The organism is Streptomyces sp. NA04227 (genome assembly GCF_013364195.1).
GTDB lineage: Bacteria > Actinomycetota > Actinomycetes > Streptomycetales > Streptomycetaceae > Streptomyces.
The window spans coordinates 3,946,336-3,958,936 of sequence record NZ_CP054918.1; the positions used below are offsets into that span (position 1 = coordinate 3,946,336).

The following is a 12,601-nucleotide window of genomic DNA, read 5'->3' on the forward strand; positions in this document are numbered from 1 at the left end:
TTCGGACTGTGCTGAAGCGGGTACCCGTCCGGTGACCGGCTCAGATGTCGAGGAAGCGGACATCCTTGGCGTTGCGCTGGATGAACTGGCGGCGGGCCTCGACGTCCTCGCCCATCAGGACCGAGAACAGGTCGTCGGCCTGGGCGGCGTCGTCGAGGGTGACCTGGCCGAGGACGCGGTGGTCCTGGTCCATGGTCGTGATCCGCAGTTCCTCGGCGTTCATCTCGCCGAGACCCTTGAAGCGCTGGACCGAGTCCTCCTTGATGCGCTTGCCGTTCTGGCGGCCGAGCTCGATCAGGGCGTCGCGCTCACGGTCCGAGTACGCGTACTGGAAGTCGTCCCGGGTCCACTTGATCTTGTACAGCGGCGGCCGGGAGAGGAAGACGTGGCCCGCCTCGACCAGCGGCCGCATGAAGCGGAACAGGAAGGTCAGCAGCAGGGTGTTGATGTGCTGGCCGTCGACGTCGGCGTCCGCCATCAGGATGATCTTGTGATAGCGGAGCTTCTCGATGTCGAAGTCCTCGTGGACTCCGGTGCCGAAGGCCGAGATCAGCGCCTGGATCTCCTGGTTCTGCAGGATCTTGTCGATCCGGGCCTTCTCGACGTTCAGGATCTTGCCGCGGATCGGCAGGATGGCCTGGTACTCGGGGTTGCGGCCGGACTTGGCGGAGCCACCGGCGGAGTCACCCTCGACGATGAAGATCTCGCACTTGGTGGGGTCGTTGGACTGGCAGTCGCTGAGCTTGCCCGGCAGCGAGGCGGTCTCGAGCAGGCCCTTGCGGCGGGTCAGGTCGCGCGCCTTGCGGGCGGCGACGCGGGCCGTGGCGGCCTGGATGGACTTGCGGATGATGTCCGCGGCCTCGTTGGGGTTGCGGTCCAGCCAGTCGGTGAGGTGCTCGTGGACCACCTTCTGAACGAAGGTCTTGGCCTCGGTGTTGCCGAGCTTGGTCTTGGTCTGGCCCTCGAACTGCGGCTCGCCCAGCTTGACCGAGATGATCGCGGTCAGACCCTCGCGGATGTCGTCACCGGTGAGGTTGTCGTCCTTCTCGCGCAGCAGCTTCTTGTCGCGCGCGTACCGGTTGATCAGCGAGGTCAGCGCGGCGCGGAAGCCCTCCTCGTGGGTACCGCCCTCATGGGTGTGGATGGTGTTGGCGAAGGAGTACACACCCTCGCTGTAGCCGCTGTTCCACTGCATCGCGACCTCGACCGAGAGCATCCGCTCCTTGTCCTCGGCGTCGATGTCGATGACGGTCGGGTGGATCACGTCTCCCTTGCGGGAGTTGAGGTACTTCACGAAGTCGACGATGCCGCCCTCGTAGTGGTACGAGACGGTGCGCACCTGCTCCGCGACGTCCTCGGGGGCGTCCGCGCCCGCCGTGTCCGCACCGGCCGTCGCCTTCGCCGACTCGCGCTCGTCGGTCAGGTTGATGGTCAGTCCCTTGTTGAGGAACGCCATCTCCTGGAAGCGCCGTGAGAGCGTCTCGAAGGAGTACTCGGTGGTGTCGAAGATGTCGCCGTCGGCCCAGAAGGTGACCGACGTTCCGGTCTTCTCGATGGCCTCGTGCTGGGCCAGGGGCGCGGTGGGGACACCGAGCTTGTAGTCCTGCGTCCAGCGGTGGCCGTCCGTCCTGACCTCGACGGCGACCCGCGTCGACAGCGCGTTGACCACGGAGACGCCCACGCCGTGCAGACCACCGGAGACCGCGTAACCGCCACCGCCGAACTTGCCGCCCGCGTGCAGCACGGTGAGTACGACCTCGACGGCCGGCTTGCCCTCGGAGGGGACGATGCCCACCGGGATGCCACGGCCGTTGTCGACGACGCGCACGCCGCCGTCGGCGAGGATCGTCACGTCGATGGTGTCCGCGTGCCCGGCCAGGGCCTCGTCGACCGAGTTGTCGACGACCTCGTAGACGAGGTGGTGCAGGCCACGCTCACCGGTGGAGCCGATGTACATGCCGGGGCGCTTGCGGACCGCGTCCAGCCCTTCGAGGACCGTGATGGCACTCGCGTCGTACGCCGACTCCGCCGCCGCCTCCGCGAGGTCGTCGGCGAGGTCCGCGGGGAGGGACGGATTGTTCTCGTTGGGGTTGCCGGAATCGGCCACGAAGCGCCCTTTCTGGCACAGCACAAGCCTCGTACCGGCGTCGGCCGGAGCGGCTGCGGCGTGTTGCGGTAATTAGCCTGTTTTTGAACCTGATCAAGCCTGGGACAGCGTTACTCGACGGGACCCACTGGCGTGGCGACGAGGATTTGGCTGTCAGTCTACCGGTACCGCCGACACTGATGGGGCTTTGCCGGTACCTGAGGACGCATGTGCCGCCCTGAACCGGCCTCATCCGACTCCCCATATACGGAGCGGGGGCCCAAGAGGCTCACAGCGGCACTCAGCGCTTCGAGGTGTCAACCCCCAGCTACGGAGCTTTCCGACCTCATCCGTAGGTGTCGCCCGGGCCCTTGCTGCCGGGCGCGCGAAGGCTTCCGTAGCGCCGCGGACCACCGCCGGGACCGCGTACCGAGATCAGTCGTACGGTGCCGTGGCCCAGGTCCTCGTTGAGGCGCGCGACCAGTTGCGGGGCCAGCAGGCGCAGTTGGGTCGCCCAGGCGGTGGAGTCGCACTGGACGGTCAGGACGCGGTCCTTGTCGGGTGTGCTCGCGTCCCCAGGACCCTCGGAGTAGCTCACCGGGACGCAGTGCCGGGCCAGATCGGGGCCGACGATCTGCGGCCAGCGGCCCATCACCCCGCCGACCGCGGCCGGGGTCTCCCAGCCGCGCTCGGAGATCAGCCTGTTGATGGCGGCGCCGAGCGGCAGCGGGTCGCGTCCGTCGGCGCGCGCGCCGGAGCGCAGACCGCCCCCGCGCCGGGCCTGCTTCTTCTGCTTCGCCGCGTCCCCGCGGGCGCGCGCCTGTTCCTTGGCGGCGCGCAGCGCGACCCGGGCCAGATCGACCCCGCTCGGCTCGGCGGGCGCGCCCGTGGGATCGGCGGGTGCGCCGGGGCGCCCGCTCTTGTCCGCGCCCCCGTTGTGCTCCTGTGCGCGCTCCTGCCGTTCGCTCACGCCCGGCTCACCTCGCCGTCGCCGACCCGGAACCGCGCCCCGCGCAGCACCCCGGGCACGTCCTCGTCCACCGCCGCCGTCACCAGGACCTGCTCGCCGGGGGCGACCAGTTCCGCGAGCCGGTCGCGGCGGCGCGCGTCGAGTTCCGCGAAGACGTCGTCCAGGATCAGCACCGGCTCGCCCTCCCGGCGCCCGCCCTCGGCCACCGGCTCCTCGCTCGCGTACGGGCTCTCCGCGCGCAACAGGTCGTACGAGGCCAGCCGGAGCGCCAGCGCGTACGACCAGGACTCGCCGTGGCTCGCGTAGCCCTTGGCGGGCAGTTGGCCCAGCTTGAGGAGCAGGTCGTCGCGGTGCGGTCCGGCGAGGGTGACCCCGCGTTCGACCTCCTGGGTGCGCACCTCGGCGAGCGCGGCGAGCAGTTGCTCGTACAGCTCCTCGCGGCTGTGTCCCTCGCCGGGCGCGGAGGGCTTGTACTCCAGGCCCAACGGGCCGCCGCCGGGCGCCAGTTGCTCGTAGGCCTTGTCCGCGAGCGGTTGCAGTGCCGCGATCAGCGAGAGCCGCTGGGCGAGGAGTTCGGCGCCCGCGCGGGCGAGGTGCTGGTCCCAGACCTCCAGGGTGGACATGTCCATCTTGCGTCCGGCGTGCCGGCGGGCCAGGGCCGCGGACTTCAGCAGGGTGTTGCGCTGCTTGAGCACCCGGTCGTAGTCGGAGCGGACCCCGGCCATCCGCGGTGAGCGCATGGTGACCAGCTCGTCCAGGAACCGGCGCCGCTCGCCCGGGTCGCCCTTGACCAGTGCCAGGTCCTCCGGCGCGAACAGCACGGTGCGCAGGATGCCGAGTACGTCACGCGGTCTGACCTGCGAGGACCGGTTGATCCTGGCGCGGTTGGCGCGGCCCGGGTTCAGCTCAAGCTCGATGAGCTGCTGCCGCTCGCCCTGGCGCACCGCGCCCCGGATCACGGCCCGTTCGGCACCGGCGCGCACCAGCGGGGCGTCCGAGGAGACCCGGTGGCTGGAGAGGTTGGCGAGATAGCCGACCGCCTCCACGAGGTTGGTCTTGCCCTGCCCGTTGGGACCCACGAACGCGGTGACGCCCGGGTCGAGCGCCACCTCGGCCCGGGCGTACGAGCGGAAGTCGGCGAGCGACAGATGAGTGACATGCACGGCCGTGCACCGACCTCCCCCAAGGTGTGGACAGTCCCCGGCGGGGGCTGTGCGTAACGCGTGATCCCTGTGGACAACTTCTTGCGAACGCCGACGACGAACGCCGGCTCACGCGACGGCTCAGGCGCCGCCGGGCTTGTTCTTCTCCACCGCGTGCCCGCCGAACTGGTTGCGCAGCGCGGCGATCATCTTCATCTGCGGGGAGTCCTCCTGGCGGGAGGCGAAGCGCGCGAAGAGCGAGGCGGTGATGGCGGGCAGCGGCACCGCGTTGTCGATGGCCGCTTCCACGGTCCACCGGCCCTCGCCGGAGTCCTGTGCGTAACCGCGCAGCTGGTCCAGGTGCTCGTCGTCGTCGAGGGCGTTCACGGCGAGGTCGAGCAGCCAGGAACGGATGACCGTGCCCTCCTGCCAGGAGCGGAAGACCTCGCGCACGTCGGTCACCGAGTCGACCTTCTCCAGCAGCTCCCAGCCCTCGGCATAGGCCTGCATCATGGCGTACTCGATGCCGTTGTGGACCATCTTCGCGAAGTGGCCGGCGCCCACCTTTCCGGCGTGCACCGAGCCGAAGTCGCCCGCCGGCTTGAGGGCGTCGAAGACGGGCTGCACCTTGGCCACGTTCTCCGGGTCGCCGCCGTACATCAGGGCGTAGCCGTTCTCCAGGCCCCAGACGCCGCCGGAGACGCCGCAGTCGACGAACCCGATGCCGCGGGCGGCCAGTTCCTCGGCGTGCTTCTCGTCGTCGGTCCAGCGGGAGTTGCCGCCGTCCACCACCACGTCGCCGGGTTCGAGCAGCTCGGCGAGCGCGTCGACGGTGGACTGGGTGGCCTCACCGGCCGGGACCATCACCCACACCACACGCGGGCCGCTCAGCCGCTGGACCAGTTCCTCCAGGCTGCCGACGTCCGCCACATCCGGGTTGCGGTCGTATCCGATGACGGTGTGGCCTGCGCGGCGGATGCGCTCGCGCATGTTGCCGCCCATCTTGCCGAGACCGACGAGACCGAGCTCCATCAATGATCCTTAGGTTGCGGTGAGGCCTTCCCAGGGCACAGGAGTGCCCCGCCTCCGAGCCTAATCCCCAGGTCCGACGCACACTTGTGGGCTGAGCCGCTCAGGCGTACGGACCTGGGGACGCGCTGTCCTTCGGGCTCAGCCCGACAGACGCACCGGCATGATCAGGTACTTGTAGGCCTCGTCCGCCTCCGCGTCCACGGCGGGCTTGCCGCTCAGCAACGCGGGCTTGGTGGAGGTGGTGAACGACAGCTGGGCGACCGGGGAGTCGATGGCGCTCAGGCCGTCGAGCAGGAAGGTCGGGTTGAAGGCGATCGAGATGTCGTCGCCCTCCAGTTGGGCGTCGACCCTTTCCACAGCCTGTGCGTCGTCGCTGGAACCGGCCTCCAGGATCAGCACGCCCTGCTCGAAGCTCAGCCGCACCGGGGTGTTCCGCTCGGCGACCAGGGCCACACGCTTGACCGCCTCGACGAACGGGGGGGTCTCGATGACGGCCACCGAGTTGAACTCGGTCGGGAACAGGGTGCGGTACTTGGGCAGGTCGCCCTCGAGCAGCCGGGTGGTGGTACGGCGGCCCGCGCCCTCGAAGCCGATCAGGCCCTCGCCCGCGCCGGAGCCGGACAGTGCGATGGTCACGCTGTCGCCGCTGGTCAGCGCCTTGGCGGTGTCGAGCAGCGTCTTCGCGGGCACCAGCGCGACCGCGGAGGAGTCCGGCACCTCGGGCTTCCACAGGAACTCGCGGACGGCGAAGCGGTAGCGGTCGGTGGAGGCGAGCGTGACGGTGTCGCCCTCGATCTCGATCCGCACACCGGTGAGCACCGGCAGGGTGTCGTCGCGTCCGGCGGCGATGGCGACCTGGGCGGCGGCCGAGGCGAAGACCTCGCCGGGGACGGTGCCGGTGGCGGTGGGCATCTGCGGCAGGGCCGGGTACTCCTCCACAGGCAGTGTGTGGAGCGTGAAGCGGGACGAGCCGCAGACCACCGTGGCCCGTACACCGTCGGTGGAAATCTCCACCGGGCGGTTGGGCAGGGCACGGCAGATGTCTGCGAGCAGGCGGCCGGAGACGAGGACCGTGCCCTCTTCCTCGATCTCGGCGTCCACCGAGACCCGTGCCGAGACCTCGTAGTCGAAGCCGGACAGGCTCAGGGCCCCGTCCTCCGCCTTCAGCAGCAGGCCCGCCAGGACCGGCGCCGGCGGCCGGGCCGGGAGACTGCGCGCCGCCCAGGCCACCGCCTCCGCGAGTACGTCGCGTTCCACCCGGATCTTCACCGTAAGCCGCCTCCTGCTGTTCGCCTGGCTGCTCTCGCCCTGCTGTCTGTCTGGTCTCGTCGTCCGACGCCGTGTCCCCGGCTTCCGGGAGGGAACACCCGGAACAGCGAGGAGCAACGGGGACCAGTCTGACGCACCTCGCTGACAGTCGTTGCCCGTCGGGGTCAAGTCGGGCCGGGCGGCAGCTTGGCCGCGAACCGCGAGTTGTGCACAGCCCCGTCTTCGAAACGAATCCCCCGAGGTAACTAGGTGGGGGTAGTAGTAGGGGCTGTGGAAACCGTGGATAACCGCGTTTGCGCAGGTCACCATCGGTTTTCTGTCCACCGAGCCTGTGGGCGGCAGCCGTGGACAACCCTCCGAATCTGTGGACGGGGGAAAGTTCTGCACACCCGATGCACAGGCAAGGGGTGGTTCTCCCCAACGCCGTCCCCAGCTTTACCCACGTTCCCCACAGCTCAACCGATCACCTTTGTGTGACGCCTTTCACTCGGACCGGTGAGAGGGCGTGCCGCGTTGCCGAACAGTGGACAGCGGTGTGGAGAAGCGGGCGCAAGCTGGGGACAAGAGCGGCCCGCTTGTGGGCGGGCGGTGGACAACCGATTCCACAGCCTGTGTACAGAGCAATCGTCCACAAGCTGTGGAGAGTGATCGTCCACGAATCCACAGGCAGCTGAGCTGGGGAGATCGTCCCATCCCCGGGCCCCTTGTGGACGCGGTATGGACAACTCTTCCCTCCCCAGGGTGTGGACGCGAAGAAGTCCCCGAATCTGTGGAGAAGGGGCCGTGGGGACCCCGTATTCGAACAGGCGCCTCCCGAACCGGCGAGCGGCGAGAGGTTTCGGAAGCCGGGAAACCGGTCCGGGAACGGGCTTCGGGGGTGGGAAACGGCCCTCGGAGGGCCTGAATCCCGCCTCCCGGGAGCGGAGTCGTACGGGGGCGTCCCGTCCGTACGGCCTCTCAACGCACGGAAGCGCCGCGGGACTTGATGCCCTTGGCGCTTCTGCGGAGGTTCGGGAGCGGGTGGCGGACCTTGACGCGGGGCCGGCCGCGTGGGTGTGGCGTGTCTGCGGTGCGGCCCGCGCAGCGGTCCGCGGTGCGGCGGCCCTCAGCCGTTCTTGATGCGGTTCGTCAGCTCGGTGACCTGGTTGTAGATGGAGCGGCGCTCCGCCATCAGCGCGCGGATCTTGCGGTCCGCGTGCATCACGGTGGTGTGGTCGCGGCCGCCGAACTGCGCGCCGATCTTGGGCAGCGAGAGATCGGTCAGCTCACGGCACAGATACATGGCGATCTGCCGCGCCGTCACCAGGACCCGGCTGCGCGAGGATCCGCACAGGTCGTCCACCGTCAGCCCGAAGTAGTCGGCGGTCGCCGCCATGATGGCCGGGGCGGTGATCTCGGGCGCGGCGTCCTCGCCACCGGGGATGAGGTCCTTGAGGACGATCTCCGTCAGACCGAGGTCCACCGGCTGCCGGTTGAGCGAGGCGAAGGCGGTCACCCGGATCAGCGCGCCCTCCAGCTCACGGATGTTGCGCGAGATCCGGGAGGCGATGAACTCCAGTACCTCCGGCGGGGCGTTGAGCTGCTCCTGTACCGCCTTCTTGCGCAGGATCGCGATCCGGGTCTCCAGCTCGGGCGGCTGGACGTCGGTGATCAGACCCCACTCGAAGCGGTTGCGCAGCCGGTCCTCCAGCGTGACGAGCTGCTTGGGCGGCCGGTCCGAGGACAGCACGATCTGCTTGTTGGCGTTGTGCAGCGTATTGAAGGTGTGGAAGAACTCCTCCTGCGTCGACTCCTTGTCCGCGAGGAACTGGATGTCGTCGACGAGCAGGATGTCCATCTCGCGGTAGCGCTTGCGGAAGCTGTCGCCCTTGCCGTCGCGGATCGAGTTGATGAACTCGTTGGTGAACTCCTCCGAGCTCACGTACCGCACCCGGGTGCCGGGATACAGACTGCGCGCGTAGTGCCCGATCGCGTGCAGCAGATGGGTCTTCCCGAGGCCCGACTCCCCATAGATGAACAGGGGGTTGTACGCCTTCGCGGGCGCCTCGGCGACGGCGACCGCGGCCGCGTGCGCGAAACGGTTCGAGGCACCGATGACGAAGGTGTCGAACAGGTACTTCGGGTTCAGCCGGGCGGTGGGCTCCCCCGGCCCGGTGGCCGGTGCGGGCTTCGCCGCCAGTGGCCCGGGCGCTCCGCTGGACGCGGGGAGCGCGGATCCCACCGGACCGCCCGCGTGCACATGCCCACGCGCGGAGGGCACCCCCGGCACACCGTGCCCACCCGGCCCCGAGGGTCCGCCCGGTCCGGCGGGCCCACCCGAACCACCGGGCTCGGGCCGCTCGCGCCGGTCCCCGCGGTCGTAGTCGCCGCGCGGCTTGTCGTACTCGCCGCGTTCCCCGCGTTCCCCGCGCTCGCCCCGGTCGAACTCGGCGCGCTGCTCGTACGGAAGCCGGTCGCCCGGGTAGCCGGACCGCTCTGCGTCGAAGCCCGCGCGCTCCCGCTCGTACGGAGAACGGTCGCCCGCCTCGTACGGCGCGCGCTCACCGGCCCCTTCGTAACCGCGGTCGCCCTCGTAGGAACGGTCGCCTTCGTAGGGACGGTCCTTCTCGTACGAGGTGGCCGTGCGCTCGGTGTCGTAGCCGCCGTGCTCGCCCTCGCGGGGGGCGCGTTCGCTGGTGTAGGGGCGCGACTGGTCGTAGGGCGCGCGCTCCTGCTCGTACGCCGGGCGCTCGGAGTCGTATGCGGGGCGCTCGGATTCGTAGCCGTTGCGGTCGGGCTCGTAGGAGTTGCGGTCGGTGCCGCGGTAGTCCTGGCCGCGCTGCTGGCCGGGGCCCTGGTACGGGTCGCGGTCCGGGAAGCCGAGCCGCGGCTGCTGCCAGCTGTACTCCTCCTGTCCCGGCCGGGGCCAGGCACCGGGCTCGGGGCGCTGGTACTCGGCGGGGTAGGCGGGCCGGGCGGTGGGCAGCGCCTCGCCACGGGGCGCGGGAAAGCCGTCCCCGCGCTCCTCGCGCCGTCCGCCCTGGTCGTCGTGCTCCTCACGCCGGCCGTAGCCCTCGTACTCGCGGCCGTTCCCGCCCAGGGACAGCAACTCGGGCTCGGCCGCGCGGCCCTGGGCACTCCGCTGTTCCTGTGCGGGAACCAGCGGGGCCTCGCCCGCGCTCTCGTCGACAACGATCGCCATACGGATCCGACGGTTGTACTCGCGGCTCAGCGCCTGGCCGACGACCGGGGCCAGGCGGCCCTCCAGTACGCCCTTGGCGAATTCGTTCGGAACGGCGAGCAGCGCGGTGTCCGCGACCAGTCCCAGGGCGAGGCAACGCCGCAGCCAGAGCTGGTCCTTCGCCTCGATCCCGTGACCGCCGCCGTCCTGCGCTCCGAGGAGTTGGTCGAGAACTCGTGGCCACACTGCGGCAAGATCGGCAGGTACGTCAGCCACAGGGCACGCTCTCTCGCAGGTCCCACGAAGGTGTGGTGATGGGACGGGGTCGGAAGATCACTCGGGCCGGACGCCTTTGAGCAAGGGGTGAACCGAGGGGAAGGGAACGAATCGGAGTCCAGCCACGGTAGTCAGGGCGACGGGTACGGTTCAAGTTGTTGTCCACAGCCTGTGCACAGTGTCCCCCGTCGGCCCCTCGCGGCGTGCCACCGGCCGTCGTCCCCAGGCTGGTTTGACCGGACGGCGCGGCCCCGCGTACCGTAACCAGGTCGAGTTGTCGATGGCTGCTGCCGCCTGCCTCCGATGGGCAAAAGGCCGAGTTCCCTGGTCAGTCCCGGGATCCCTTGGTCGGGAAGCGGTGCACTCGGGCGTAAGCGAGCTTCTCGTGGGCGCACGGTGACAGCCAGCGATCTCCCGCGATCCTTCGATTCATTACTGGAGCCCCCGAGTGAGCAAGCGCACCTTCCAGCCGAACAACCGTCGTCGCGCGAAGACCCACGGCTTCCGGCTGCGGATGCGCACCCGTGCCGGCCGCGCGATTCTCGCGTCCCGCCGTGGCAAGGGTCGCGCCCGTCTGTCCGCCTGATCGCAGCCAGGTCATGACGTCGTGCTGCCTACCGAGCATCGGCTGAGGCGGCGCGAAGACTTCGCGACCGCGGTACGCCGAGGACGCCGGGCCGGACGGCCCCTGTTGGTCGTCCACATCGCCCAGCACCGCAGCGGTGTCACAACGGACCCGCACGCACCGGGGGAGGATGCCTCCCCCACGCGTGCGGGTTTCGTCGTGAGCAAGGCCGTGGGCGGAGCGGTCGTACGCACCAAGGTGAAGCGTCGGCTTCGCCACCTGATGCGGGACCGAGTCGAACGTCTGCCCCCCGGTAGCCTGGTAGTCGTACGAGCGCTTCCCGGTGCGGGTGACGCCGATCACGCACAACTGGCCCGAGACCTGGACGCCGCTCTGGAGCGGCTACTGGGAAGGGGCACGCGATGAAGTACCCACTGCTGGCACTGATCAAGATCTATCAGTGGACCATCAGCCCGCTCCTCGGGCCGGTGTGCAAGTACTACCCGTCGTGTTCTCACTACGGCTACCAGGCCATCGACCGGCATGGTGCGATCAAGGGCACGGCGCTCACCGGCTGGCGCATTCTGCGGTGCAATCCGTGGTCGGCCGGCGGTGTCGATCACGTACCGCCGCGCAAGCGACCGCGGTGGCACGAAACGCTGCGTAATGCCTGGCGCGAACGCAAGGGCGGGCCATCCGCCGCCGGCGCGCCTTCCGGGAGCCGTCAGGAGCTCTCGAGTCCCGCCGCCGAGACCCCGTCCCATGCTCAAGGAGCCTGATTAGTGGACACGATTGCCAGTCTCTTCAGCTTCATCACCACACCTGTCTCCTGGATCATCGTCCAGTTCCACAGCGTGTTCGGTGCGATCTTCGGCGAGGACTCGGGCTGGGCCTGGGGCCTGTCCATCGTCTCCCTGGTGATCCTGATCCGTATCTGCCTGATCCCGCTCTTCGTGAAGCAGATCAAGGCGACGCGGGCCATGCAGACCCTGCAGCCCGAGATGAAGAAGATCCAGGAGCGCTACAAGAACGACAAGCAGCGCCAGTCCGAGGAAATGATGAAGCTGTACAAGGAGACGGGTACCAACCCGCTCTCCTCGTGCCTTCCGATCCTCGCGCAGTCGCCGTTCTTCTTCGCCCTGTACCACGTGCTCAGCAAGATCGCCTCGGGTGACGAGGTCGGCGTTCTCACCCAGTCGCAGGTCGACAGTGCGCGGACGGCACACATCTTCGGCGCCCCGATCGCGGCGAAGTTCATGGATAGCGCCGACAAGGTCGAGGCGCTCGGTTCCTCGCTGACGGACGTCCGCGTCGTCACCGCGATCATGATCGTCCTGATGTCGCTGTCGCAGTTCTACACGCAGCGTCAGCTGATGACGAAGAACGTCGACACCACGGTGAAGACGCCGTTCATGCAGCAGCAGAAGATGCTGATGTACGTCTTCCCCGTCATCTTCGCCATCTTCGGTATCAACTTCCCCGTCGGTGTGCTCGTCTACTGGCTGACCACCAACGTCTGGACCATGGGTCAGCAGATGTTCGTCATCCGCCAGAACCCGACCCCGGGCAGCAAGGCCCAGGCCGCCTACCTGGAGCGGAAGCTCAAGCACATCACGCACTCCGGCAAGGTCAGCGGCCGCGGCAACCGCAACGCCATCAAGGCCATCGTCGCCAAGGGCCGCGACCGCAACGAGTTCGAGCGCAAGTTCATCAACGGTCTGAGCAAGGCCGGGTTCGCGGCTCAGACCGACGGCTCGGTGGCGCGGAGCGAGACCGCCGCGGTCGCCACGGAGACGGCGGAGGGCGGCTCCGGCGCCGGTGCCCCGAAGCGCCAGCAGCCCAAGCGGCAGTCCAAGGCCCAGCGTCATGCCGGTGGTGCGCAGAGCACCGCGAAGGCCGCTGGGGAGAAGACCTCGCTGTCCAAGAATGACGAGAACGCCGAGGACACCGCTGGGTCGCAGGACGAGCCTCCCGCCAAGGGGTCCACGGCACAGCCCAAGCCCGCAGGCGGCAAGTCCGCTTCCGGCACTGCCCGAGCCAAAGCCAAATCCGGACAGCGCAAGGGACCGCAGCGGCCCAAGCACCCGTCCAAGAAGTAAGA

10 protein-coding genes are annotated in these 12,601 nt (G+C 69.1%); 4 read left to right on the forward strand and 6 right to left on the reverse strand.

Annotation, left to right across the window (positions count from 1 at the left end; all coding sequences use genetic code 11):
• Positions 1-40: 40 nt before the first annotated feature.
• The 6 genes from gyrB to dnaA all read right to left on the reverse strand — a co-directional run bounded on the left by gyrB (position 41) and on the right by dnaA (position 9,935).
• Positions 41-2,131 (reverse strand): DNA topoisomerase (ATP-hydrolyzing) subunit B, encoded by a 2,091-nt coding sequence (gene gyrB / locus HUT18_RS16765; protein ID WP_176101451.1) that lies wholly within the window; start codon positions 2,129-2,131, stop codon positions 41-43.
• A gap of 301 nt (positions 2,132-2,432) precedes the next feature.
• Positions 2,433-2,942 (reverse strand): DUF721 domain-containing protein, encoded by a 510-nt coding sequence (locus HUT18_RS16770; protein ID WP_254879031.1) that lies wholly within the window; start codon positions 2,940-2,942, stop codon positions 2,433-2,435.
• Positions 2,943-3,052: 110 nt separating this feature from the next.
• On the reverse strand, positions 3,053-4,219 hold the full coding sequence (recF, locus tag HUT18_RS16775) for a DNA replication/repair protein RecF (RefSeq protein WP_176101453.1): 1,167 nt from the start codon (positions 4,217-4,219) through the stop codon (positions 3,053-3,055).
• A gap of 120 nt (positions 4,220-4,339) precedes the next feature.
• The gene (gene gnd / locus HUT18_RS16780; protein WP_176101454.1) at positions 4,340-5,230 is read right to left on the reverse strand and encodes a phosphogluconate dehydrogenase (NAD(+)-dependent, decarboxylating); all 891 of its coding nucleotides are present in this window, start codon (positions 5,228-5,230) and stop codon (positions 4,340-4,342) included.
• 138 nt (positions 5,231-5,368) lie between these two features.
• Complete coding sequence (gene dnaN, locus HUT18_RS16785; RefSeq protein WP_176101455.1) at positions 5,369-6,499, reverse strand: DNA polymerase III subunit beta; 1,131 nt, start codon at positions 6,497-6,499, stop codon at positions 5,369-5,371.
• Between the two features lie 1,105 nt (positions 6,500-7,604).
• The gene (dnaA, locus tag HUT18_RS16790) at positions 7,605-9,935 is read right to left on the reverse strand and encodes a chromosomal replication initiator protein DnaA (protein ID WP_176101456.1); all 2,331 of its coding nucleotides are present in this window, start codon (positions 9,933-9,935) and stop codon (positions 7,605-7,607) included.
• A 448-nt stretch (positions 9,936-10,383) separates the two neighbouring features.
• Between dnaA and rpmH the strand changes: the two genes are divergently transcribed.
• From rpmH to yidC, 4 genes are read left to right on the forward strand one after another with little or no spacing between them, the layout of a single operon-like run.
• A complete protein-coding gene (gene rpmH, locus HUT18_RS16795; protein ID WP_003949374.1) occupies positions 10,384-10,521 on the forward strand; it encodes a 50S ribosomal protein L34 in 138 nt (45 codons plus the stop codon).
• A 21-nt stretch (positions 10,522-10,542) separates the two neighbouring features.
• Positions 10,543-10,926, forward strand: coding sequence for a ribonuclease P protein component (rnpA, locus tag HUT18_RS16800; RefSeq protein ID WP_176101457.1), 384 nt, complete (start codon positions 10,543-10,545; stop codon positions 10,924-10,926).
• The gene (gene yidD, locus HUT18_RS16805) at positions 10,923-11,279 is read left to right on the forward strand and encodes a membrane protein insertion efficiency factor YidD (RefSeq protein WP_176101458.1); all 357 of its coding nucleotides are present in this window, start codon (positions 10,923-10,925) and stop codon (positions 11,277-11,279) included. The genes rnpA and yidD overlap by 4 nt, the downstream gene beginning before the upstream one ends.
• 3 nt (positions 11,280-11,282) lie before the next feature.
• Positions 11,283-12,599, forward strand: a complete 1,317-nt coding sequence (yidC, locus tag HUT18_RS16810) for a membrane protein insertase YidC (RefSeq protein WP_176101459.1) — start codon at positions 11,283-11,285, stop codon at positions 12,597-12,599.
• The last annotated feature ends 2 nt before the right edge of the window (positions 12,600-12,601 follow it).

What these genes read in the sequence shown, in the direction of transcription:
- yidD (WP_176101458.1), top strand. Translation starts at nt 10,923, where the DNA reads ATGAAGTACCCACTGCTGGCACTGATCAAGATCTATCAGTGGACCATC.
- gnd (WP_176101454.1), bottom strand. Translation starts at nt 5,230, where the DNA reads ATGGAGCTCGGTCTCGTCGGTCTCGGCAAGATGGGCGGCAACATGCGC.